This is a genomic window from Anabaena sp. FACHB-1237 (assembly GCF_014696225.1).
GTDB lineage: Bacteria > Cyanobacteriota > Cyanobacteriia > Cyanobacteriales > Nostocaceae > FACHB-1237.
Map to the genome: position 1 here is coordinate 14,230 of NZ_JACJPV010000036.1, position 24,007 is coordinate 38,236.

Sequence of the window (24,007 nt, forward strand, 5' to 3'; positions counted from 1 at the left end):
TGCCTAAGTTCAGCTAAACTAAGAAAAAGTCTTCATCAGCCCATTTTGGTGCGGTGTCTTTAGCTACCACTGTGAGGACTGCGTAATCTTTATGACTGACTCCAGGAGGTATTTCTTTGGGTACTCCCATAATGGTTTGGGTTTTAAATACTGTTCCTGGTTGTAAGTCATAAAAGGGAAATTCTGGTTCTGTACAACCTAAACACGGCATTCCAGCGCGGGTTTTTGATGATACGCGATTCCAAAGAATGCGGTTACAGGAGGAATGTGTCATTGGTCCACGACATCCTAAGTCGTAGAATAGACAGCCTTTCCTTTGTCCAAATTCGGCGGTTGTGGCTTTGTAGGCAAAGTGAATGTTGCGGGTACAACCGGTTTGGGTGTAGGTACTAAAGAATGTTTGCGGCCGTTGCAGATCATCTAGGGCAATGTCTTTAATGCGTCCTGTAGCGATCGCCACTAATATCTGCGTAATCCAATCGGGATGGGCTGGACATCCAGGTATATTAATTACTGGATAACCAGTTTTACTTACGTAGTCTGGTCCTAAAAAGCCTCCTTTATCCCGTTTCAGAAATTGTAATCCTTGAGACTCGCTGGGATTAGGTGACATGGCAGGAATACCACCCCAGGTAGCACAGTCACCAATGGCTACTACGTATTTTGCTGATTTGGATAAGTCTCTTAACCAGTCTTTCATGGGACGGTTAGCAAATCTATTCCATTCTCCTGTACCATTGGGTGCGTTTACTACGCTGCCTTCAAATACCAGAATATCAACGGTAATTCTCCCTAAAGCACATCTCCATAGCATATCCTGTAGATTATCACCTAATTGTATGCCCAGGGAAGGATGCCAGAGAATGTTAATACCGAAATCAGCAATTAAATCACAGGCTGTAGGTTCTTCAGCGTTAAGAAATGACATGGTGTTGCCAGAACAAGCACCACCTTGTAGCCAGAGTACATTAGTCATTGGCTATGTTTTTTTCTATTATTCATGTTTGTGTTTTTTAGGAGATACGCCAGATCATTTTTTACTAGTACAGCTTGGCGTAAATAAACTAACCATTCTCAATCATCCAAAAGCCTATACTGTCTTAGTTTTGAATGCATGACTTTTGAATGCATGACTTTCCACCCTGCGGTACTAGTTAATAAAAAATCAATAACACAAAAATGTCTCAACTTTTATTGTTGAGATTTTGTTGAGAAATTGTGGAGATTTTCACCGATTGATCAATATTTACAGTTATCGGTAGGCCACAATTTTTAAGTTGTTTTCACCTACTTAGGAACAGCTATATATTTATAATATTACTGGAAAAGATGCTTTAAATCAACTTAATTTTTTGTATATAGTGATTCTATTTGATTTGCAATAGTCAGATACCCGACTTCTTAAAGAAGTCGGGTATCTTTTTTTTTACCTTCTACCTCTTTGAATTTGATCAAAGACTGCACCATCATCAAAAAACTTTTTCTGTACAGTATTCCATCCGCCCAAATCATTGACTGTGTAAAGTTTAACAATTTTGGGAAATTTATTTTGTACTTCTTTTACTACGGTAGTATTTACAGGTCTAAAACCAACTTTGGCAAATTCTCTTTGTGCTTCAGGTGTAAATAAAAATTTCACAAATGCTTCAGAAACTTCACGAGTTCCACGTTTATCCACATTTTTGTCAACTACAGTTACAGGTCCTTCTATGGAAATATTTACTGGTGGAATTACATAACTTGTGTCAGCTTTACCTTCTTGTGCTGCTAAAATAAGTTCATTTTCGTAATTTAGTAATACGTCTCCTTGTCCTTTCTTATAGAAAGCATCACTTGATTCCCTTGCATCTTTTGGTAATACTACTACATTACGAAATACTTGAGTAACAAATTTTAATGCTTGACTTTCATTACCTCCATTTCTCACAATTCCTCCCCATAAAGCTAAGAAATTCCATCTTGCACCTCCGGATGTTTTGGGATTAGCTGTTACAATTTTAATCCCTGGTTTAGCTAGATCACTCCAATTTTTGATCCCTTTGGGATTACCAGCACGGGTTTCTATTGCTACCACTGAACGAGTGACTATGGAGTTATTTGGCGCTTCTTTTTCCCAACCTGGATTAATTAAACCTGCTTTTTCAATCTTTTTTGTATCTAGTGCTAATGCCAATCCTACTACATCGGCTTGTAATCCATCTATTACTGCTCTGGTTTGAGAACCGGAACCGCCATAGCTTTCTTTAATAGATACATCCTGTCCTTTTTCTTTTCTCCATTTAGCGACAAATTGGGGAATGATTTTACTGTAAGCAGCTTTTGTAACTGCGTAACTCACTAGGGTAATTTCTACTTTTTTGCGGACCTGACTAATAATTTGGGTTTTTTGTGGTGCAAGGGCGCCAACGCTCGCCTTAGGCATCGTTAATACTGGTATTAATGTATTGATACCTATTCCTATAGCTAATAGTACGGATGAAGTTAGGGTATGAGATGGTAATTTTGCTGGTTTTTGCTGTGTTATGGTCATTTTTCTTTGGATTTGCAAACTACGTTAAGTTGATAGGTAATATGTACTTTACCTATAAAAACACACAGTATCAGATCCCATCAGCAAAATCAAGATAGTAACCACAAATTATTTACAGGGAAATGGGAGTATTAGTAATATATATTACTAGTTGATTAATATATAATATATTTTAATATATAAAAATATAAAAGCAATAAGATCCCCGACTTCTTCAAGAAGTCGGGGATCTTAATAATCAAATTAAACGATATTATCTCCTACTTTGAAGGTTTTATTACCTATGGTAACTTGATCTTCTGCTGTTAACTTTTTACCTCTACGGGTTTCAATAATACCATTAACCTTTACTTTTCCATCAAGAATCATTAGTTTAGCTTGTCCTCCGGTAGAAGCAATACCTAAGAACTTTAAAAATTGATCAAGTTTAATAATTTTGTCCTGTTCCATAATTTAGATAAATTTAGATGGATTTACTTGGAGATATAATTTCGATGTATCAGATGTATCAAAGATACTGGGAAAATAGGCATTATAACAGGTAATTAAGATATACTGTTATAAATAATATAAGTTTTACTTTGTAAGTATTGTCTCTATGGTAAAAATTATTTATTTGTATAATGTTGTCATAATTTCCAAAGAACTGTATCATACTGAATAAAGTAAATTACACAGTTAAAGGAATTGAATAAGTTTAGTTCACTTATGTTGAAAATTGCCTAATCGAGTGTAAATTATGTCCTAGAAGGAGCAAAAGACCTCGTAAGTTGGTTTAACATACCTGGAAATTGTAATTTTCAGTGTTTTTACATACAAATGCTTATTTGTACATAATATTAAGTGGTTAATGAAAATGGAAAATATCAATTTGTTTTTTTTTGTAATTGTCAAAAATATTACCTCATTTTTCGGTCGAATTCAGTTGACAAAAGATAGTTTAAGTGAAATTACTGGTTTATTGCCTGTAATTGGCTATGGTATGGTGATCATGTCATTTATAGACTTTGCCTATGTAATTTTTCCTCTACAACTACAAAACCCGGAATGGGAAATCAATACAATTACGGCATTAACTAATAACTTTTGGGCTTTTTTAATTGGTTTAGGGTTTATTTTTTCTCGCTATTTTAGTGATCATGAATATGATACCCGATTGTTAGAAGTTGTTTTTCTCCGGGTTATGCGTTGGATAATTCTGCTCATGGGAATTGTAATTTTGTTATTTGCCCCCCTAGTTATGCTAAATACTGATCGCATATTAAAAGTGGTAAATAACAGAATTGTTGAAGAACAAAATAACAGTCTTGAACAAATTGCTAAAGTCGAGCAAGTTCTAGCTTCTAATGTGAGTTCAGAAGAAATTCAGCTATTAGCAAGGAATATTAATGTTAGTCCAGAAGATTTAAAATTACCCACACCTCAATTGAAAGAGAAAATTCAACAAAATCTGATGGTGGCTAAACAGAAAATTCCCCAAGAAGCAAAACAAGCACAGCGACAACAAAAGATCAATAGATGGAAAAATTCTTCCAGAACTGTAATTGGTTTGATGATTATTGGGTTGACTTGTATCATTGTTTGGTTGAAAATAGGTCAGGCTCATATTTAGAAGTTGGTGGATAAATAGCATGAAATACCTAGTTGCAAGTCTCAGAAAATTAAACTCTTCAGTCATGTTTTTTTATTGTTATTTGTATTTGGTGTAATCACTGCAATTAACCTTATACTTTACTGGCGAGTTGAACAAGATTTTAATGGGTTTTTTCTGCAATTATTGTTATTAGGACTTACGCAAGTGTCAAACTAAAAAATTTGTTGTAGGGTGCGTCAGATATTAACAATTTGGTTATTTAAATGATTTATACTGTCTGACGTGGTTGGTGTCGAACCACGCTCTACCAATGTTCCAGTTGGGTAAGTCCTGGTTATATGGAAGTATTCTCTTGGGAACTTACTCCAGATGCAATAGCCTGACTTTAATTAAGCTAATGTGCAGCACTCACTGTATAATTAAAAAACCTGAAGTTACAGTAGCACAAGCATCTTTCTTGTATTAATTATTCAAGTTAAAGGCACAACAGCTTAGGCAATTTCCTGCTAATTTTATGGGTTGTTGTTTAATGATTATTCCTTTATTGAATGCGAAATTTTTAGTACAAGAAATTTCGGTTTATTGGTATTTTCTCGCTGTAATAAATACTTTCTTTGCCTAAAACTGATGCTAGTGACACGGAATTAGAAAGGGATTGGGAAGATATATTATCCTATTGGCAAGGTAATTTCCCTAAGTCTAAATTGCAGGATGGTGTTTTTTGTCTAGTACACCAACAAAAAAGTACACAGATTTTTTATTATAATCTGTGTACTAGGAATATAATTCTGTAGGCATTTTCAGATTAATCAAGCATTAATACTTACATCATCTAAATTTGCAGTTTCAATGTTCAGGTTTTTCATTTTCTTTTGTGCAAGTTTTTTCTTAGCAAAAATGCCACCACCAAAGGCTAGAGTTGCACCCACTACAGGTAGTACGTCTGTTTCAAAGGGAACTGCGGTTGCAGTTGCGGTTGCGGTTATAGTTACATTATTTGATAAACTAAGTCGACGGCCACTGGCGTCACCGCTGAATTCTTGTATTTCGTTAGTTGGTTTCAAACTATTAGAATCACGGAATAAACCTATTGAGGTACCAATCTGTGTAGGTAATTGTGACGCAAACTTAAGGTTAAGGTAGCGATAATCGCCGTTAGGATTAGAAGAGATAATTTGACCCAGAGATAAATATGTGTTTGAAATTGGGTCGCCTAGACCCCCTCCTAAAGTCGAATTATTGTTTGCATTACCTGATGAAATATAATTATAAGTGAAAGGTGAAAATGCACCATTTCCACTAACTGAAATAGATACATTGCTGTAAGTGTTGGTGGTAGCATCATACTTAAAATTACCGCTTATACTAGTACCAGAACCAAAAACACCACTACCGTTGGTAATGGTATATGTGACTTGTATCGCATGAGCAGGCATGAAACAACCACTACCAATCACAGTAGCAGCGGAGAGTCCAGTTAAAAGAGAGATTTGTTTGAGATTCATGATCATTAAAGTAAGTAGCAACCAAAAACTATTGAACTAGATGAAGTAATTAGGAAACAGTGAAATTAGGAAACACTGAAGTTCAGCAAATTCCGTTGTAGAATAATATTACATTATTGCATAGAACTATGTCAATACTTTCCTGGAGGGTATTATGCGGATTTTCAAAAAGTACAACATTCCGCACCCTGGGGTGTCACATGATATTATCACTTAATTTTCTCTTGAATTTTGGATATAAATTATGCCTTTTTGGCATCCTACATCCGTTAATTTCTTGAGAATTAGTATACAATACAACCTCATGTTATCATAAAAAACGGTAAAAACCGATTGTGACAGTTGAGGGTGCGGAAGATAGGTTTTAATCAATGAAATGAATAGATATTTTACTATGGATTTACTAGCTCATGGAACACTTGTATATTCAGAACCCTTGATGATTGTCAATGGTGGATACAAAACTTTATACTACTAGTGTAAATTATTTTTAAGTAACAATAATTTTAGTAAATTTACTCTAGTTTTTTATCAATGAAGTGTTTTATAGTGGAAAATATTAATGTTATGGTAACCTATCAGGTTGTAGCATAGATTTTGGCTTTTTTAGTTTAATTATTCGTGATTAAACTAGGATAATTGGGGAATGTGGATAAAATTAATAACTGCGTAAATCGTCTGAATAACCCCAAAATTGGGGATGAAAACTCTATTTCCCAGGCCAATTTATGAATTATAATATTACAGATTCATTTGTGAAAGCTGCTATTGCCTCCATCGCTTCTGAGTCAGCAACTACGGAAGAAAAAATCCAAATGTTGATAGAAATGGGGCAGGGTTTTCTCAAAAAACCAAAATCTTCTCAAGACCTGAGAAATGCTTTAGGATTGTTTTATCGTGCTTATGAAATGTGTGGACAAAATTACCCTTTATGGCAAGCACGATCTAAAATTGGTATGGCTAGAACTTTACAAATTATTCCTGATTCTAACCCACAATTACTACAACAGGCTCAGGAAAATTATCAGGAAGCATTAACCATTTTACAAGGGTTAGGAACACCAGAAGAAATTGCCGAAACTCAAGTGAATTTAGGGTTGGTTTTACAGTCCCTTGTTCCCTACAATTTAGCCAGAATAACTGATAGTATTCAGGCATATCATCAAGCATTAGAAGTGTTCACTTGGGACAAATATCCCCAAGAATATGCGATTTTACTTAATAATATAGCGATCGCTTACCTTTCTATGCCTATGACTTCAGAACGAGAATATTTACGACAAGGTTTAGCAGTACAATCTTTTGAAACTGCGTTGCAACATATTAACATTATTGATCATCCTCAAGAATATGCCATGTTACAAAATAACTTAGGCAATGCGTTACAATATTTAGTTAGTTCCCATCCCATTGATAATAATTTACGGGCTATTTCTGCTTATGATGAAGCGTTGAAAGTGCGTAATTTACAAAATATGCCTGTAGAATATGCCCAAACAATTGCTAATAAAGCTAATGTGTTATTTAACTTACCTGACAACATTGAAAAACCAGAATTAGGTAATCCCGAAAACCTGTTAAAAGCTAAAGAATATTATTATGAGGCATGGCAAATATTCACAGAATATCAACAAATAGAACAAGCAGAAATAGTTGGTAAAGTTTTAGAAGAACTAAATGCAGAATTAGAAGCAATTAGTATTTTAAACTGACAATTATAGTCGAGATGTAGTCGAAACAATATATGAAGACAGTATTTGTCAAAGTTTGCAAATTCATCATCGGAGGAAAACTGTAATGTTATGTTTTTTCAATGATCCAGGATTTCGACAATTTTTGTACACCTTAAATACAGAAATTAATTTTAGTACAGAAATTACCTGGTTAATTGTTGCTTTATTGCTATCTATGATAGGTGGCGCAATTGGCGGTATGATGTTAGCAGGTAAAGAAATAGGCTATAAATTTTCGGCTGTTATTGGTAGTTTATTTGCCCCTGCGGGAGTAATTCCAGCAATGATTTTAGGGTCTTTGATTTTGACTTTTTTCTCTAAATATTAACCTAAATACTAGGAGTTAGGAACAATGTTAGAACTTGGATGGTTTTCTTTCAGTCTATTTTTGAAAGGTAAATTATTACGTGATCCTGTGTATTTTATTCGTCAAACTAGCATTGCTAGTGCTATAGGTACATTGTTATTAGTATTATTAGCACAATTGCCACTTCCTCTGTGTATTCCTGTGGGAATATCTAGTATTACTACAGGAATGATGATGCCATTTCTCTTAAAAGATTTCCGTATGAAGTAAGTTGAGAAATAGGTTTATTTCAATGATCTAAAATTATCAATCCCTACAGTTTTTTTCTGGGGGATTGAGTTATTATTGCACTGTTACTGAACGCAGATAAACGCAGATTTTTATGGATGATCTTAATGATTTGATAGCGGATATTCAAAGGTTTGAAGCAATTATTTCTCAATGGGATGAAAGTCAAAGATGTGTAGCTGTAGGCTTGAAAAGTGCCATTGAGGCTTTACATAAGGCAGCTTTAACTAATTTAATTAAAAGTCTTAAACAAGATCATATATCGGCTTTACGTCATGCTGTAGATGATGAAATTATTTATGCTGTTTTGTTATATCACAATTTAGTTAAACCACCTTTATCTGAAAAAATTAAGGTAGCATTAGCAGAAATTCGTCCCAGTTTACAAAGTCATAATGGAGATGTGGAATTAGTAGCTATTAAATTGCCAGATACAGTGGAAATTAAGTTACTTGGTAGTTGTAGTAATTGTGCATCTTCTACTTTAACTTTAACTCAAATTGTGGAACAATCTATTAAGAAATATTGTCCAGAAATTGTTAATATAGTTGCTGTTAATTCTGTTAATAACTCTCCTGATAATAATACCAATGATTATGTTTGGGTAACTGCTGCAAAATTAGAAGATTTAAAGGAAAATTCAATTTTAGCTGTGAGAGTCAATAATAATTTAATTAATAATAATTCAATTAATAACTTAATTTTATATAAACAAGGTGATCTGATTATTTGTTATCGCAATGCTTGTTCTCATTTGGGTTTTCCTTTAGATAAAGGTCAGGTTGAAAATGGTATTATTACCTGTGTATCCCATCAATTTCAATATGATTTAAAAACGGGTAAATGTTTAACAGTACCAGATGTTTCTTTAAAAATTTATCCAGTGAAAGTTAAGCATAATCGGGTTTATGTACAATTAGTAAATTATCAATAAAATGCAATTATAATATCATGTCCGCCCAATCACTTACGATATAGTTCATCATTGTATTGCCTTTTCTCAATTATCAATTACCCATTACCAGCCTCAACAGATATGATAAGTGTTCCACCGGACATGATATAAGCTAATGTGCAGCACTCACTGTATAATTAAAAAACCTAAAGTTACAGTAGCACAAGCATCTTGCTTGTATTAATTATTCAAGTTAAAAGCACAACAGCTTAAGATGTGGTTTGTTTGATTTTTATAATAATAATGCAAGCAAGATGCTTGCACTACTTTAATATGAAAATTAATTTTTATGCTGATTTAAAAAATCTGATAATTTCCCGCACATGATCGAGAAATTGTCCATCTGTAGAAAGTTGGGAAATTGCATTTCTAGCTTCTCTGGATAATTTTTCATGTTCCCCTTGATTTGTAGCTCGTAATTCTTCTAAATTAGCTACAATACGAGATAATTCTCGACGGGTTTCTTCAGAAAATCTTTGATGATTTGCAGCTAAAGAATAGGCTTGTTCTAAGTTTAGTTGATCTTCTAAATATTTAACTTTTTGTTCAATTTCTAAAAAACGGTTACGCAGTTCTAAAATATCTTCACGAGGATAGGTGAAATTTTGCTGAATCATTCTTAATCGTGAGTATAGATACTCATAAGCACTAATGGCAGGGCGTAAAAGGGTTAATAGTAAAGCTGCACCAGAACTGATATAGCCGACAGCACTAATACCTGTATAAGCAAGAATATATAAACCAATAGCTGAGAATATGTGTAAACTAATGGCTACCCAAAGCGATCGCTTGGCTAAAACTTGTACATATTTAACTTGTTTTTCATCTACAGCAATGTTATTTTCTTGAGATTGTGCTGCTTCTGCTAATACTTCCTTCGCTTTAAAATGGACATTCCAGGGTACTGTAACAATGACTAATAACCACCAAAAACTTGCACCACCAATCACCCAATCTAGCACATTACCCGCAGGAACATGAAACCATTGTAAAATACCAAAAGCTAACAGCACTACCAGAACTATTCCCAGGATGGAACTGATAAAAAAGTTGATATACATTTTTTCTATTTAGCCTAAATTTGTTAATCCAATCTTGACTAAGAGTTAGGAATTATACACCTGAGTATGTGATAGTTTCTCAAGTAGCACAAAAGATCACAAGAAAATGGATATTTATGAAAAAATATTTATTAGAATATTTGAAAACGAAGTAAATTAAACAATTATTTTTATGATTGAGAATAAAACGATTTAGGTGATAATTCATAGTAAAATATCACCTAAATTCCTGAATATATTCTACAAATCAGGTTCTATACCCAAAGATTTCAACTGAGCGAGTAGTTTTTCTGTTTTTAGTCTTTCCTCCTCAAGTTGTTGAGTAGTTTGATTGAGTTTAGTTTTTTCCTCCTCAAGTAATCTTGCGTTTTTTTCTTCACCAGTTAAAACCCAATTACCATCGCTATCATACCAGCGTAACCAAGGCATTTGTACACCCTTATAGTTACCCATCCAAACACCTAAACCCAGTTCTATATCTGGTATCCAAAAGCGATTATTTGATAAAATCACTTCAGAATAACGATGTCCACTTAGTTGGAAAATCTTAAATTCTGATTTGTACCTATTAAATATGGCATAATAAGGAACTCTCAAAATTTGTTCATATACTTCCCATTTACCTGGCGGTTTTTCCACATCTCGTAAACTTTGCCCCAAATCTTCCTTTTCCGTTCCTGGTGATAGCAATTCCACAACAATATGAGGATTTACTCCTTCTTGCCACACTACATAACTTAATCTTAAATCTCGTTTTTCATACAAATGTGGTACACCTAAAGCCGCAAACCAATCTGGTCTTTTATACCATAAAGTATGATGCACATCATAATAAAGATTGATGTCGCTACCAGTAAATATCTCTTCAAAAAGATAATTTTTAGGTTGGAAGGTATCAGTTAATAATTGTGGTTGTAGTAGATGAAATTGATCAGGCAAACCAGGCTCCTCTGGGTTCTCGCTAGGAAGATCATACATAGTTGGTAATGTTTCTTTAGGGGAAAGTGGGGGATCTGTTTGATACATTTTCACTATCCTCTTAATTGATGGTATTGATTTATTTTATCATATTTATTTGTATATTTTCTGTCTGAATCAGGATGTCCAGAATTGAAGGATTTACAGGATTTTATTTAATATTGTCAAAATTGATATAGCAATTTCTATTTCAGCGAGGTACAAGAACAAAGAATCAAATATAGATGTAGCTTGCTTCTCGAATATTGTGCAGACAAACACATATAATTTTGTAATGTATGGAACATAAATTAATATAAAAATAAATTATATTTATATCAATAATTACGGGTTTTGCCATAAAATAAAAACCCTATAGTTAATCTTTTAATTAATAAATGTTAAATCTAAATCATCTAACTCAAGATATAGAATTGTTACCCCTAGCTGCTGACAGTGCAAAAATCATCTTAGGAAACCATATTACACCTAAACAAATTGCTATACCTATTACCCCCACACCTAGCACAATGTTTGGACCGCGTGGGGCTTGTTTAATATCAGAAACAGGACCATTATGGGTAGCAGATACAGGACATCATCGCTTATTAGGATGGCGTAAATTACCCACAGAAGATAACCAACCAGCAGATTTAATTATTGGACAACCAGACTTTTTTAGTGAAGGACAAAACGCCAAAAACACACCAGGAAAAAATACATTGAGTGTTCCCACAGGTATATGTAAATATGGTCATGGTTTAGCCGTTGCAGATGCTTGGAATCATCGTATTTTAATTTGGCATAATATACCAGAAGATAACAATATTCCCGCAGATTTAGTGTTAGGACAAAGTAACTTTATTGATAATTTATCTAATAGAGGAAATTCTCAACCTGCTGCTAATACATTACATTGGCCTTATGGTATATTATGTTATGAAAATAAATTATTTGTTGCTGATACTGGCAACAGAAGATTATTAATTTGGCATAATTTACCCACAGAAAATGGTCAGCCTGCGGATATAGTTTTAGGACAACCAGACATGATATCACGTAATGAAAATGGAGGCGGTTCTCCCACAGCTTCTAGTATGCGTTGGTGTCATGATATTACCATTTGGGATGATAATTTACTTGTCACAGATGCCGGTAATAATAGAGTAATGATATGGGAAGGAATACCCACAGAAAATAATCTTCCTTGTGCAGTAGTTCTAGGGCAAAAGAACTTTAATTTAGTAGAATTAAATCAAGGTGTATACTTTCCTAACAGTAGTAGTTTAAGTATGCCCTATGGTGTAGATATTTGGGGAGATTATTTAATAGTTGCAGATACCGCTAATTCTCGTTTGTTAGCATGGAAAAAACGGGAGTCTATTTTATTATTACAAAGTGCTGATGCTGATGGAGTGTGGGGACAAGATAGTTTTATCACTAAGAGTGAAAATAAGAATTTTGGACTACCAACCCGACAAAGTTTAAATTGGTGTTATGGAATTAAAACTTGTGGTAAAAATATGGTAGTTTCTGATTCTGGTAATAATCGAATTTTGATTATCTCACGCAGAGACGCAGAGAACACAGAGGAGGAAAAATGCCAATAGAAGAAATTAGGGTTAAGGGTATTGTTCAAGGTGTGGGTTTTCGTCCTACTGTTTATCGTTTGGCCAGGTTTTATGGGTTAAATGGTGATGTTTGTAATGATGGAGAAGGGGTTTTAATTCGTGTTTGTGGAAGTGAGGAAAAAATTACGCAGTTTGTTCATAGTTTATATACAGAATGTCCTCCTTTAGCAAAAATTCATGAGTTAGTGAGAAGTCCATATTTGGAGGAATTTAACTTTGATAATTTTGTGATTTCTCATAGTGTCAATACTGTGGTAAAAACAGAAATTTCTCCTGATGCTGCTACTTGTTATCAATGTCAGAAGGAGATTTTTGATCCCTTTAGTCGTTATTTTCGTTATCCTTTTACTAATTGTACTCATTGTGGTCCGAGGTTAACTATTATTCGGGCTATTCCCTACGATAGAAATAACACGAGTATGGTTAATTTTCCGATGTGTAAGGAATGTGAAAAGGAATATCAAGATGTAGAAAATCGTCGTTTTCATGCCCAACCTGTGGCTTGTTTTAATTGTGGTCCTGGTGCATGGTTAGAACGTGCTGATGGTAAGGTTATTAGTTCTGATATGTTTTCTATGTTAGATGATGTGGATGCAGTTTGTACTTTATTACAAAGGGGTGAAATTGTTGCTATTAAAGGTTTAGGAGGGTTTCATCTAGCTTGTGATGCCACTTTAGAAAATGCAGTTATTAAACTCAGAAATCGTAAACAAAGATATCATAAACCTTTTGCTTTAATGGCTAGAGATGTCAATATTATATCTGAATATTGCCAGGTTAATGATTTAGAAATGCAATTATTAAATAGTCCAGCAGCACCAATTGTTTTATTAAAAACAAAACCTGAAAAACAAGTTGCTTTATCAGTCGCACCAGGACAAAATACCCTGGGTTTTATGTTACCTTATACCCCTTTACATCATTTAATTCTCAGAAGAATGAACCGCCCTATAGTATTAACTAGTGGCAATATTTCCGATGAACCCCAATGTATAAATAATGAAGATGCTAAAGAAAAATTATCTAAAATAGCGGATTATTTCTTACTACATAATCGTGAGATTGTCAATAGAGTAGATGATTCTGTAGTGAGAGTTATTGATCATAAAATACAAACTCTCAGACGTGCTAGGGGATATGCACCAGCACCTATTAATTTACCATCAGAGTTTGTCAATTTACCACCTATTTTAGCAATGGGTAGCGAGTTAAAAAACACCTTTTGTCTATTAAGAGAAGGTGAGGTAATTCTATCACAACATTTAGGAGATTTAGAAAATGGTGCGGCTTTTAATGCTTATCAAGAAACATTGAATGTATATCTAAATTTATTTGAACATCAACCACAAATTATTGCCATTGACAAACATCCAGAATATCTATCTTCTAAATTGGGTAAAGAATTAGCAACAGTTAATAATCTTGAATTAGTAGAAATTCAACATCATCATGCCCATATTGCCGCTTGTATGGCAGAAAATCAAATTTCTTTAGATACAAAACCAATATTAGGAATAGCTTTTGATGGTTTAGGATATGGTGAAGATGGGACATTATGGGGAGGAGAATTTTTATTGGCAAATTATGTTAACTTTCAAAGATTAGCTACTTTTAAACCCATGACAATGATAGGAGGAGAACAGGCAATTTATCAACCTTGGAGAAATACGTTTTCTCAGTTAAATAATGCTTTCACTTGGGAAGAAATACAAGAAAAATATAGTGATTTAGAAATTAGCAAATTTTTACAAACTAAAAACCCTAAATTACTGAAACAAATTATAGAAAAAGGTATTAATTCACCCTTAACATCATCAGTAGGGAGATTATTTGATGCAGTAGCAGCCGCAATAGGTATTTGTAGAGAACAATGTAGTTATGAAGGACAAGCAGCCATAGAAATGGAATCCTTAGCAGATATTAACATCCTCACCAATGATAAAGAAACTGTAAATTATTCCTGGAAATTCCAAAAATCAGATAATATCTATTATATAGATACATCTTGTACCTGGAGAGAAATACTCAATGATCTAAAACAGCAAATTTCACCATCAGAAATAGCTGGTAAATTTCATCGGAGTTTAGCAAATACTATTGTCAAAATGGTTAAGAAATTACAACAAGAACATCAATTTCAGCAAGTAGTATTAACAGGAGGAGTATTTCAGAATCAACTATTATTAAAACAGGTAAAAATAGGATTAGAAGAATTAGAAATTAACGTATTAACCCATAGTATAGTACCTACAAACGATGGAGGAATATCATTAGGACAAACTGTTATTGCTGCTGCTAAATACTTAGAGAAAACAACATAAAAAACCTCTGTTTACTCTGCGCCTCTGCGTGAAATAAATGTGACATAAATCTTAAAAAAGGAAAATCAAAATGTGTTTAGGAATACCGGGACAAATAACAGAAATAACCAACATAGAACATAAACTAGCAATGGTTGATGTGGGAGGAGTCAAAAGACAAGTAAACATAGCTTGTATAGTTGACGAAGAACATCCACCAGAAAAATGTATAGGAGATTGGGTATTAGTTCATGTAGGTTTTGCTATGAATAGAATTAACGAACAAGAAGCAGCAGAAACCCTAAAACTACTGCAAGAAATAGCCACATCTTATACTTAAAATATCTTTTCTTCCTTTGCGTCTTTGCCCCTTTATGCCTTTGCGCGAAATAAAAAAATGAAATATGTAAACGAATTTCGTAACCCAGAAAAAGCCCTAGCTTTACAAAAAGAAATCGCAAAACTCAGCCAACAAATAGACAAACATTTAAAAATAATGGAAATATGCGGTGGCCATACCCATTCAATTTTTAAATATGGCATTGAAGAAATATTACCGCATAATATTGAATTAATTCATGGTCCTGGTTGTCCAGTGTGTGTAATGCCTAAAGGTAGAATAGATGAAGCGATCGCCCTTTGTCAAAACCCCAACATTATCTTGACCACATTTGGCGATACGATGCGTGTACCTGGGGCAAAAATTAGCCTTTTACAAGCAAAAGCCCAAGGTGCAGATATTCGCATGGTTTATTCACCATTAGACAGTCTGAAAATAGCCAAAGAAAACCCCAATAAAGAAATAGTTTTCTTAGGTTTAGGCTTTGAAACTACCGCCCCTAGTACCGCATTTACCATCCTCCAAGCAGCCGCAGAAAATATCACAAATTTTAGCATGATTGCTAATCATGTACTAGTAATTCCCGCATTACAAGCATTATTAAATAACCCTGATTTACAACTTGATGGTTTTGTAGGTCCTGGTCATGTAAGTATGGTAATAGGAACAGAACCTTATCAATTTATTCCCCAAGAATATCATAAACCAATTGTTATTTCTGGCTTTGAACCATTAGATATTTTTCAATCTATTTGGATGCTATTAAAGCAAATAGTAGAAAATCGTTGCGAAGTAGAAAATCAATATAATCGTTTAGTAGAACCTCATGGTAATAAAAACGCTTTACAAGCCATGAATCAAGTTTTTACAGTGCGGGAAAAATTTGAATGGCGAGGTTTAGGAGAAATACCTAATTCTGGTTTTAAAATACGCGAGGAATATGCCCAATTTGATGCGGAAATTAAATTTACAATTCCTAATTTAAAAGTAGCAGATCATAAAGCCTGTCAATGTGGAGAAATTCTTAAAGGAGTTTTAAAACCTTGGCAATGCAAAGTATTTGGAACAGCTTGTACACCTGAAACACCCATAGGAACTTGTATGGTTTCTTCTGAAGGTGCTTGTGCAGCGTATTACAAATATGGGCGGCTTTCAACAATGGCTAAAAAAATAGCTGAAAAAGAAAAAATAGCCGTTTCTTCAAGCTAGAAAACCCTAGAAAATGAGGTAAAAAATATGCCTTTTGTCACTGTACAAATTGCTAAAGGTCATTCCATCGAAAAAAAGCGTAAACTAGCCCAAGCTGTCACAGATGCGTTAGTTTCTGCATTAGGAACAAAACCGGAATGGATCACAGTACATATTGATGAATTTGAACGGGATAACTGGGCAGTTGGGGGCGTTTTACACTCCGATAAACACGCTGGAAGACATGAAGAAACCGGCAGATAATTCATATTAATTTGTAGAAAACAGATCCCCGACTTCTGACATCAATTTATAATTTGTGGATACAACTAATAAAAGAAGTCGGGGATCTTATCATTACTAATAAACAACAAATAAAAAACTAATTATGAACAATTACCAAAATAAAGAACATCAAAATCCGCTTTTTCAAAACATAGAAATAGCCCGCCGTCGTCCCTCCGAAATTAAAGATACCCACATTAATTTATCTCATGGTAGTGGTGGTAAAGCCATGAGAGATTTAATCGCCAATATCTTTGTAAAAAGTTTTGATAATCCTATTTTATCGCAATTAGAAGACCAAGCTACAATTGATTTAGTTAGTCTTTCTCAACATGGAAAGCGACTAGCATTTACCACAGATTCCTATGTAGTAGATCCCTTATTTTTCCCAGGGTCAGACATAGGAGAACTAGCCATAAATGGCACAATTAATGATTTAGCAGTAAGTGGGGCAAAACCTTTATATCTCACTTGTAGCATGATTTTAGAAGAAGGTTTACCCATAGAAACATTAACAAAAGTTGTGGCTAGTATGGAAAAAGCTGCCGCCAAAGCAGGAGTACAAATAGTCACAGGAGACACAAAAGTTGTTAATAGAGGTTGTGCTGATAAATTATTTATAAATACTGCCGGTATTGGCATAATTCCCCCAGGAATTGATATTTCTCCTCGCCATATTCAACCAGGAGATGTGGTAATTATTAATGGAGAAATAGGAAATCATGGAACAGCCATTTTAATAGCTAGGGGAGAATTAGCATTAGAAACAGATATAGAAAGTGACTGTCAACCATTACATGAATTAGTTGCCGAAATTATCAAAGTTTGTCCAGAAATTCACGCTATGCGCGATGCAACTAGAGGAGGTTTAGCCACAGTATTAAACGAATTTGCCCAAACATCTAATTTAGGAATACGTATCAATGAAAATGCAATTCCTATCAGAGAAGAAGTAAATGGAGTATGTGAAATATTAGGTTTAGAACCTTTATATTTAGCCAATGAAGGAAAATTAGTGATAGTTGCACCTCCAGAAAAAGCCGATTTAATATTAGAAACTATGCGAAATCATCCCACAGGAAAAGACGCAGTTATCATTGGTGAAATTATCACAAACCCACCAGGAATAGTATTATTAAAAACTGCCTTTGGTGCAGAAAGAATCATTGATATGTTAGTAGGAGATCAACTCCCACGAATATGTTAATTGTAGGTTGGGTTGCCCTAAAAACCCAACATTTTCTATCATGAATACAGAGGTCATGGATCTGGTGCATGAATTAGTGATACAGCACATTCCATCTACATGAGGTACACTAAGAATACAGCAAGATGCCTGTGTTACAACTTCATAATAACGGAAACGGCTGTATAATCATATACAATATTTATTTGTTTCGTTTTAAAAAAGTATATGCACGAATTAGGAATTACTAAAAATATCATCGCTATCGTTAGCGAAAATGCCCAAAACAAAAAAGTCCAAAAGGTATTATTAGAAGTTGGTAAACTATCAGCAATTATGCCCGATGCCATTAAATTCTGTTTTGATATTTGCGCCCAAGGTACAATAGTAGAAGGGGCAATATTAGAAATATTAGAAATACCAGGAATGGCTAGATGTCGTGAATGTGGTAATACATTTTATGTAGACAAACCTTTTGGTCTTTGTGAATGTGGTAGTGTAAAATTGGATTTATTAACTGGTGAAGAATTGAAAATTAAGGAAATTGAAGTGGAGGATTTATGTGTGTAACTTGCGGCTGTTCTGATAATAATGAAACAACAATTACTAATATGGAAAATCAGCACCATGATCATGATCATCATACCCATACTTTGGCTGATGGAACAGTAATTACTCATTCTCATGATCATCAACATCACCATCATCATGATCATCATCACCATGAATCAGAAGCAAATATTCATGCTAAAATCCATAATACTACTATTTCTTTAGAACAGGAAATTTTAGGTAAAAATAATTTATTAGCTGCCCAAAATAGAGGTTGGTTTAAAGGTCGAAATATCCTGGCTTTAAATTTAATGAGTTCCCCTGGTGCTGGTAAAACTACTTTATTAACTCGCACTATTAATGATTTAAAAGGTAAGTTAAATATTAGTGTCATTGAAGGTGATCAAGAAACTACTAATGATGCCGAAAAAATTAAATCTACAGGTTGCAAAGTGGTACAAATTAATACGGGTACTGGTTGTCATTTAGATGCTTCTATGATAGAAAAAGGGCTGCAAGAATTGAATCCGCCCCTCAATTCTGTGGTCATGATTGAAAATGTCGGAAATTTGGTTTGTCCGGCTTTATTTGACTTAGGAGAAGCTGCTAAGGTGGTAATTTTGTCGGTGACAGAGGGAGAAGATAAACCTATTAAATACCCCTATATGTTCCGCAGTAGTGATATTATGATTTTGACAAAGATTGATTTATTATCTTATATCAATTTTGATGTGCAGCGTTGTCTTGAATATGCTAAACAGGTAAATCCAAATATGCAAATTTTCCAAGTTTCTGCTACTACTGGGGAAGGTTTGGATGGTTTATATCATTGGTTGTGTCAACAGGTGCATAATTCATCAAATTTGGTTGCTGTTTAAGCATATACGATAATTTACCGATTACCTCAAAAATAGTACATAATTCCGCTTTAGTGCAATTTTGATTTAGCCAGTTGTAAACATTTTAAAAAGGGTTTAGTATTGCTAAACCCATACCCTTATGCAGTACACTTTAATTACAAAAAAGCGGAATTTGTTTTTGTAACCGCGATTTCTAATCACCATAATCGCCATAATATTGTTAATGATGATGCTGTGGACTCTTGCAGATGTCTTTGCATAAATGTTATATGCAACTTCGTTTCCCTGTTCTGACAAGCCTATAATTTCTTAGTTTTAACTTTTGAAAGCATGACTTCCACTTTGCGGTATCAGTGGGTCTACGGTCAATCTCTTACCTGATCAAGTATATAATTAATTATTTACCACCTTGACAATTAGGACATTAACTAGGATAATCAAATCTTTAAATGATAATTTTTAATTAATATTATGATTATGTGGAAAGAACTAACAACAGCAATTAACAATTTTAACATTGATGCTGACTGGATAGGGCTGAGAGTTGTTAAAGAAACAACAAATATGTATTATGTGCGTGATGCTTTACCACAAACCAATGGTAAATCATTAACAATGGGTGCTATGATTGAAGTCATGGTTAATGGTTGTTTAGGATATTCTGCAACAAATTCTTTAGATATTCATAGTTTGCAAAATGCAGCAGAAATAGCCTATAAACAAGCATTAGCAGCGAGTAAATTTTGGATATATCCTTTTACAGAAAATCAACGTCCTAAAATTGTCGGTGAATATAATTCACCATTTTTAGAAACATTAGAAAGTATAAGTGCTGGGGAAATTAATGATTTATTAATCAAAATTTGTCAACATTTAAAACTGAATGATAAAATAATCCAAACTACAGCTAGAATCACTACTAATCATAAAGAAACTTGGTTTGTCAGTAGTAATGGTTCAGAAATTTATCAAAGAATATTGGCAATTGGTAATCATTTTGGAGCGATCGCACAAGATGGTAAAATAACTCAACAAAGAACAAATAATGGCCAAGAAGCTAACTATTATCAAGGAGGTTTAGAACTTATCAAACCTGATAAATTATGGCATCAAGTGGAAAAAGTTGGAGAACAAGTATTAGAATTATTAACAGCTGAAGAATGTCCAGATATTAGCACCAATTTAGTATTAGCACCAGACCAAATGATGTTACAAATACATGAAAGTATTGGACATCCTTTAGAAATAGATCGTATTTTAGGCGATGAAAGAAACTATGCAGGAGGTAGTTTTGTTAAACTAGAAGACTTTGGTAAATTACAATATGGTTCATCATTAATGAATATCACCTTTGATCCTACCATAGAAGGTGAATTTGCCAGTTATGGATTTGATGATAATGGCATAAAAGCCACCAGAGAATATATTATTAAAGATGGCATTTTACAACGAGGTTTAGGTAGTGTAGATAGTCAAAAAAGAGCAGGTATTCCGGGAGTATCTTGTGCCCGTGCTTGTTCTTGGAATCGTCCTCCCATTGATAGAATGGCCAATTTAAACTTAGAACCAGGAACAGCAAATTTTGATGATATAATTGCGGGAATAGAACATGGTATTTACATGGAGTCTAACCGATCTTGGTCCATAGATGATCAACGTTATAAATTTCAATTTGGTTGTGAATATGCCAAATTAATTGAAAATGGTAAACTGACTAAAACCCTACGTAATCCCAATTATAGAGCCACAACTCCCCAATTTTGGCACAGTTTAATAGAAGTTGGTAATGATGCGAGTTGGGAAATGTATGGTACTCCTTACTGTGGAAAGGGAGAACCCAACCAAGCCATTTTTGTGGGACATGGTTCACCAGTTTGTGTATTTGCAAATGTGGAAGTTTTTGGAGGGGGTTAAATTACAGCAGTTTCCGTTATGATGAGGTACAGATGTTAATGATCAAACCCTTGTAACACAGGCATACTTCGACAAGCTCAGTACAAGTCTTGTCTGTTGATAGTGTACCTCATTTACCTCAAATCTGCTGTAAGATCCCCGACTTGTGAATTTAATTAATCATACTAATAAATAATGATTTAATTTGAGAAGTCGAGGATCTGCTAAAATACCAGATTAAGCTAATGTGCAGCACTCACTGTATAATTAAAAAACCTGAAGTTACAGTAGCACAAGCATCTTGCTTGTATTAATTATTCAAGTTAAAGGCACAACAGCTTATGATATTCTTTGTAAAATATCTGCCATAGTTAATTTTAAATCTGGCAATAGTGGGGATATAATCAAATCATTTTCTCTAAATTGATTAACTAGATATTCTCCATCAACTAAAGTATAAACTGAAATTGTGGGTTGTTTAGGATTACCAATAAACCTTTTACCACCAAAAGCAGCATAATCAACAATCCAATATTCAGCAATACCCATTAATTCATATTCATCGGTTTTAGTTGAATAATCTGTGTGCCAATTACTACTGACAATTTCTATTACTAAAGGAACGGAAGCACCTTGAGTAATTGTTGATTCTTTTTTCCATAAAGGTTCATTCACTAAATTTGCAGGATTTAATAATAAAATATCTGGAGAAAAAGCAGATTCAGAAGTTGAGGATTTAATCAATGTTGTTTTAGGTATGAGATAAGGAAGATCAAGTTTATCTAATTCTGCTGATAATTTGCGGACTAAAAAACCAATTACTAATTCATGATCTCCTAATGGTGGGTTCATTTCAACAATTACTCCATTATGTAATTCATAGTGTAATCCTGTATCTGGATAGGATTGGATAAATTCCTCAAAGGTTACTGCTTTAGTTAAGGTTTGAACCATGATTCACCTCTTGAATAATAATTATTATTGTATTATTTTATCTCATTTCCCAAGGTTGTATTTGTGTAGATGCAATTTACAATTTCATTATTGTTTTGAATCACTGTTTCTATTTCCTAAATTTACTAATCTCATGTAGGATGTGTCAGATAACACAAATCACTTAAATAAACAGATTCTTGATATGTGACACACTGTATTAATTTGTTACACATTGTTTCAAAATAAGTATTTTTATTATAAAAAAGGCACAAAAATTTACAAAAGTTTACAAATAAAACCTGTTTCAATCTTGACACAGTTCATTACTTTGTATAAAATACAAAGGTGGGGTTAATCGGTAAGAATCAAAACACTATGAGTAACCAAGTATATAAGGTATTTGAAGAAATCGAGTCTAAAGCCAAGCTACTGGCTCAATGCTGGAATAATTTTCACACAGAAATATCCCAGCATTTACCAGAGAGTTATAAACCAGAAATACAAGAACTATCCAACAACTTAGAAATAGCCTTAAATCAACTCATTTACGAATTACAAAATCCCACACTTACCTTAGCCACCACAGGGACTACAAGTAGCGGTAAAAGCACTTTAGTTAATTTATTATGTGGTGCGGAAATTGTCCCGGTTGCAGTTAGTGAAATGAGCGCGGGAGCAGTGACAATTGAGTATAGTAAAGAAAAATCTCTGATCATTCATGAAACACCGGGGGCGTTATGGGAATGTGGAGAATGGAGAGGAATTAGTGATGATAAAATTTATCAACGTCTTTACCAAGCAATGATAAGTTACATCGAAAATAGAGAAACCCAACCAAATTTAGCCTGTCCCCAATCTACCATTTTTTATCCTTTCCGACTGTTAAAAGAATCTCAATTACAATTACCAAAAGCAACAAGAGTAAGAATACTTGATTTACCTGGTTTAGCTTATGTGGGTGATCAGGGTAATGCTAATGTTATTAAACAATGTCGAGAGGCTTTGTGCATAGTTACTTATAATAGTGCCGAGACAGATTCTCAGAAAGTAAAAAGTTTATTGCAAGAGGTAGTACAGCAGGTAAAAGATTTAGGTGGTTCTCCGGCGCGGATGCTTTTTGCACTGAATAGGATTGATGTTTTTAGAGCAGATAGAAACTGGCCAGAATCAGAAAATCGGTTTGTTGAAAAAGCTATTCGTGATATTAAAAATGAATTAAGTGAGCAATTAAAGGAATATACAGAAGATATTGAAAATTTAAAAGTAGTTAAACTGAGTACATGGCCTGCTTTGTTAGCTTTGCAAATTCAAAATCAAGATGATTTTTACAGTGCTGAAGCTTGTAAAAAAGCCGATAATCATTTTAATGGCTTAATTGAAGATATTTTAGAAGATTTGCCACGTAATACACAAAGATGGAATAGACACGATAAAAATAGAGTTGCCCAAGCATTATGGGAGAAATCCTATGGTGAGGAATTTCAGGAAAATATCAGGGAACATATTAATAAACATTTTCCCCAGTTAGTAATTCCCCAAATTATAGAACGTTTTAATATAGCTGCTGGAAATGCAATAGCAGAATGGTCAACACAGACAACAAATGCTGTGCTTAATAGTTCGGAGAAATGGTATCAAAAAGAATGTGAAAATATAGCAGAGATTAGATCAAAAATTAAAAGTTTCCTAGAAAGTATTAATTTAAAGCAGGACTTACGCAACTGGCACAGCGATCGCTAATTATTAGTATATGTGTACTGCAATAATGAAGATGTTATGGAATCAGACTGATTGAGAATTGTTAATAGTAATAGATTAAATAAATGACGGGTATTAATTTTATGAGAGAATGATGATAGGGTACATTAAGAAATTAATTAACGATGAAATTTACTAAACTTAATTA

Annotated in this window: 22 protein-coding genes; 15 read left to right on the forward strand and 7 right to left on the reverse strand. The window is 33.8% G+C overall.

Annotated elements, in window-relative coordinates:
- Window positions 1-13: 13 nt before the first annotated feature.
- The 3 genes from H6F32_RS15690 to H6F32_RS15700 form a co-directional block, all read right to left on the reverse strand.
- Window positions 14-976, reverse strand: a complete 963-nt coding sequence (locus H6F32_RS15690) for a hydrogenase small subunit (protein ID WP_190370244.1) — start codon at window positions 974-976, stop codon at window positions 14-16.
- A gap of 450 nt (window positions 977-1,426) precedes the next feature.
- Window positions 1,427-2,530, reverse strand: a complete 1,104-nt coding sequence (locus H6F32_RS15695; RefSeq protein ID WP_190370245.1) for a sulfate ABC transporter substrate-binding protein — start codon at window positions 2,528-2,530, stop codon at window positions 1,427-1,429.
- Between the two features lie 243 nt (window positions 2,531-2,773).
- A complete protein-coding gene (locus H6F32_RS15700) occupies window positions 2,774-2,965 on the reverse strand; it encodes an RNA-binding S4 domain-containing protein (RefSeq protein WP_190370264.1) in 192 nt (63 codons plus the stop codon).
- A gap of 421 nt (window positions 2,966-3,386) precedes the next feature.
- On the opposite strand from H6F32_RS15700, the gene H6F32_RS15705 reads away from it, so the two are divergent.
- Window positions 3,387-4,142, forward strand: coding sequence for an HpsJ family protein (locus H6F32_RS15705; RefSeq protein ID WP_190370246.1), 756 nt, complete (start codon window positions 3,387-3,389; stop codon window positions 4,140-4,142).
- Between the two features lie 791 nt (window positions 4,143-4,933).
- Here the strand turns inward: H6F32_RS15705 and H6F32_RS15710 are convergent.
- Window positions 4,934-5,629 carry a hypothetical protein gene (locus H6F32_RS15710; protein WP_190370247.1) on the reverse strand — a complete coding sequence of 232 codons (696 nt, stop codon included), beginning with the start codon at window positions 5,627-5,629 and terminating at the stop codon, window positions 4,934-4,936.
- Between the two features lie 728 nt (window positions 5,630-6,357).
- Between H6F32_RS15710 and H6F32_RS15715 the strand changes: the two genes are divergently transcribed.
- The 4 genes from H6F32_RS15715 (at window position 6,358) to H6F32_RS15730 (ending at window position 8,891) form a co-directional block, all read left to right on the forward strand.
- Complete coding sequence (locus tag H6F32_RS15715) at window positions 6,358-7,341, forward strand: hypothetical protein (protein WP_190370248.1); 984 nt, start codon at window positions 6,358-6,360, stop codon at window positions 7,339-7,341.
- An 85-nt stretch (window positions 7,342-7,426) separates the two neighbouring features.
- Window positions 7,427-7,690 carry a hypothetical protein gene (locus tag H6F32_RS15720; protein WP_190370249.1) on the forward strand — a complete coding sequence of 88 codons (264 nt, stop codon included), beginning with the start codon at window positions 7,427-7,429 and terminating at the stop codon, window positions 7,688-7,690.
- A 24-nt stretch (window positions 7,691-7,714) separates the two neighbouring features.
- Window positions 7,715-7,939, forward strand: a complete 225-nt coding sequence (locus H6F32_RS15725; RefSeq protein ID WP_190370250.1) for a hypothetical protein — start codon at window positions 7,715-7,717, stop codon at window positions 7,937-7,939.
- A 112-nt stretch (window positions 7,940-8,051) separates the two neighbouring features.
- Complete coding sequence (locus H6F32_RS15730; RefSeq protein WP_190370251.1) at window positions 8,052-8,891, forward strand: NifU family protein; 840 nt, start codon at window positions 8,052-8,054, stop codon at window positions 8,889-8,891.
- 308 nt (window positions 8,892-9,199) lie between these two features.
- Here the strand turns inward: H6F32_RS15730 and H6F32_RS15735 are convergent, their stop codons facing one another.
- Window positions 9,200-9,973, reverse strand: coding sequence for a hypothetical protein (locus tag H6F32_RS15735; RefSeq protein ID WP_190370252.1), 774 nt, complete (start codon window positions 9,971-9,973; stop codon window positions 9,200-9,202).
- A 240-nt stretch (window positions 9,974-10,213) separates the two neighbouring features.
- Window positions 10,214-10,999 carry a Uma2 family endonuclease gene (locus tag H6F32_RS15740; RefSeq protein ID WP_190370253.1) on the reverse strand — a complete coding sequence of 262 codons (786 nt, stop codon included), beginning with the start codon at window positions 10,997-10,999 and terminating at the stop codon, window positions 10,214-10,216.
- Window positions 11,000-11,328: 329 nt separating this feature from the next.
- On the opposite strand from H6F32_RS15740, the gene H6F32_RS15745 reads away from it, so the two are divergent.
- From H6F32_RS15745 to H6F32_RS15785, 9 genes are all read left to right on the forward strand, one after another.
- Complete coding sequence (locus H6F32_RS15745) at window positions 11,329-12,540, forward strand: hypothetical protein (RefSeq protein WP_190370254.1); 1,212 nt, start codon at window positions 11,329-11,331, stop codon at window positions 12,538-12,540.
- Entirely contained in the window at window positions 12,531-14,882 is a 2,352-nt protein-coding gene (gene hypF, locus H6F32_RS15750) for a carbamoyltransferase HypF (protein ID WP_190370255.1), read from the forward strand. The genes H6F32_RS15745 and hypF overlap by 10 nt, the downstream gene beginning before the upstream one ends.
- Before the next feature lie 70 nt (window positions 14,883-14,952).
- Window positions 14,953-15,201, forward strand: coding sequence for a HypC/HybG/HupF family hydrogenase formation chaperone (locus tag H6F32_RS15755; RefSeq protein WP_190370256.1), 249 nt, complete (start codon window positions 14,953-14,955; stop codon window positions 15,199-15,201).
- 57 nt (window positions 15,202-15,258) lie between these two features.
- Window positions 15,259-16,410: a hydrogenase formation protein HypD gene (hypD, locus tag H6F32_RS15760; protein ID WP_190370257.1), complete on the forward strand. Its 1,152-nt coding sequence runs from the start codon at window positions 15,259-15,261 to the stop codon at window positions 16,408-16,410.
- A gap of 27 nt (window positions 16,411-16,437) precedes the next feature.
- Window positions 16,438-16,653, forward strand: a complete 216-nt coding sequence (locus H6F32_RS15765) for a 4-oxalocrotonate tautomerase family protein (RefSeq protein ID WP_096570868.1) — start codon at window positions 16,438-16,440, stop codon at window positions 16,651-16,653.
- A gap of 124 nt (window positions 16,654-16,777) precedes the next feature.
- On the forward strand, window positions 16,778-17,881 hold the full coding sequence (gene hypE / locus H6F32_RS15770) for a hydrogenase expression/formation protein HypE (RefSeq protein WP_190370258.1): 1,104 nt from the start codon (window positions 16,778-16,780) through the stop codon (window positions 17,879-17,881).
- Window positions 17,882-18,088: 207 nt separating this feature from the next.
- Window positions 18,089-18,430, forward strand: coding sequence for a hydrogenase maturation nickel metallochaperone HypA (gene hypA, locus H6F32_RS15775; RefSeq protein ID WP_190370259.1), 342 nt, complete (start codon window positions 18,089-18,091; stop codon window positions 18,428-18,430).
- Window positions 18,421-19,290, forward strand: coding sequence for a hydrogenase nickel incorporation protein HypB (gene hypB / locus H6F32_RS15780; RefSeq protein WP_190370260.1), 870 nt, complete (start codon window positions 18,421-18,423; stop codon window positions 19,288-19,290). The genes hypA and hypB overlap by 10 nt, the downstream gene beginning before the upstream one ends.
- Window positions 19,291-19,749: 459 nt before the next feature.
- Window positions 19,750-21,186: a TldD/PmbA family protein gene (locus H6F32_RS15785; protein ID WP_190370265.1), complete on the forward strand. Its 1,437-nt coding sequence runs from the start codon at window positions 19,750-19,752 to the stop codon at window positions 21,184-21,186.
- A 318-nt stretch (window positions 21,187-21,504) separates the two neighbouring features.
- Here H6F32_RS15785 and H6F32_RS15790 read toward each other — a convergent pair whose 3' ends face one another.
- A complete protein-coding gene (locus H6F32_RS15790) occupies window positions 21,505-22,119 on the reverse strand; it encodes a Uma2 family endonuclease (RefSeq protein WP_190370261.1) in 615 nt (204 codons plus the stop codon).
- Window positions 22,120-22,476: 357 nt separating this feature from the next.
- Here H6F32_RS15790 and H6F32_RS15795 point away from each other — a divergent pair, with 357 nt between their 5' ends.
- Window positions 22,477-23,841 carry a dynamin family protein gene (locus tag H6F32_RS15795; protein WP_190370262.1) on the forward strand — a complete coding sequence of 455 codons (1,365 nt, stop codon included), beginning with the start codon at window positions 22,477-22,479 and terminating at the stop codon, window positions 23,839-23,841.
- Window positions 23,842-24,007 lie beyond the last annotated feature (166 nt).

Bases quoted from the DNA above. Each gene is read 5' to 3' on its own strand.
- H6F32_RS15690 (WP_190370244.1), bottom strand. From the start codon at position 976: ATGACTAATGTACTCTGGCTACAAGGTGGTGCTTGTTCTGGCAACACC.
- H6F32_RS15695 (WP_190370245.1), bottom strand. From the start codon at position 2,530: ATGACCATAACACAGCAAAAACCAGCAAAATTACCATCTCATACCCTA.
- H6F32_RS15705 (WP_190370246.1), top strand. From the start codon at position 3,387: ATGGAAAATATCAATTTGTTTTTTTTTGTAATTGTCAAAAATATTACC.
- H6F32_RS15710 (WP_190370247.1), bottom strand. From the start codon at position 5,629: ATGAATCTCAAACAAATCTCTCTTTTAACTGGACTCTCCGCTGCTACT.
- H6F32_RS15715 (WP_190370248.1), top strand. From the start codon at position 6,358: ATGAATTATAATATTACAGATTCATTTGTGAAAGCTGCTATTGCCTCC.
- H6F32_RS15720 (WP_190370249.1), top strand. From the start codon at position 7,427: ATGTTATGTTTTTTCAATGATCCAGGATTTCGACAATTTTTGTACACC.
- H6F32_RS15725 (WP_190370250.1), top strand. From the start codon at position 7,715: ATGTTAGAACTTGGATGGTTTTCTTTCAGTCTATTTTTGAAAGGTAAA.
- H6F32_RS15730 (WP_190370251.1), top strand. From the start codon at position 8,052: ATGGATGATCTTAATGATTTGATAGCGGATATTCAAAGGTTTGAAGCA.
- H6F32_RS15735 (WP_190370252.1), bottom strand. From the start codon at position 9,973: ATGTATATCAACTTTTTTATCAGTTCCATCCTGGGAATAGTTCTGGTA.
- H6F32_RS15740 (WP_190370253.1), bottom strand. From the start codon at position 10,999: ATGTATCAAACAGATCCCCCACTTTCCCCTAAAGAAACATTACCAACT.
- H6F32_RS15745 (WP_190370254.1), top strand. From the start codon at position 11,329: ATGTTAAATCTAAATCATCTAACTCAAGATATAGAATTGTTACCCCTA.
- hypF (WP_190370255.1), top strand. From the start codon at position 12,531: ATGCCAATAGAAGAAATTAGGGTTAAGGGTATTGTTCAAGGTGTGGGT.
- H6F32_RS15755 (WP_190370256.1), top strand. From the start codon at position 14,953: ATGTGTTTAGGAATACCGGGACAAATAACAGAAATAACCAACATAGAA.
- hypD (WP_190370257.1), top strand. From the start codon at position 15,259: ATGAAATATGTAAACGAATTTCGTAACCCAGAAAAAGCCCTAGCTTTA.
- H6F32_RS15765 (WP_096570868.1), top strand. From the start codon at position 16,438: ATGCCTTTTGTCACTGTACAAATTGCTAAAGGTCATTCCATCGAAAAA.
- hypE (WP_190370258.1), top strand. From the start codon at position 16,778: ATGAACAATTACCAAAATAAAGAACATCAAAATCCGCTTTTTCAAAAC.
- hypA (WP_190370259.1), top strand. From the start codon at position 18,089: ATGCACGAATTAGGAATTACTAAAAATATCATCGCTATCGTTAGCGAA.
- hypB (WP_190370260.1), top strand. From the start codon at position 18,421: ATGTGTGTAACTTGCGGCTGTTCTGATAATAATGAAACAACAATTACT.
- H6F32_RS15785 (WP_190370265.1), top strand. From the start codon at position 19,750: ATGTGGAAAGAACTAACAACAGCAATTAACAATTTTAACATTGATGCT.
- H6F32_RS15790 (WP_190370261.1), bottom strand. From the start codon at position 22,119: ATGGTTCAAACCTTAACTAAAGCAGTAACCTTTGAGGAATTTATCCAA.
- H6F32_RS15795 (WP_190370262.1), top strand. From the start codon at position 22,477: ATGAGTAACCAAGTATATAAGGTATTTGAAGAAATCGAGTCTAAAGCC.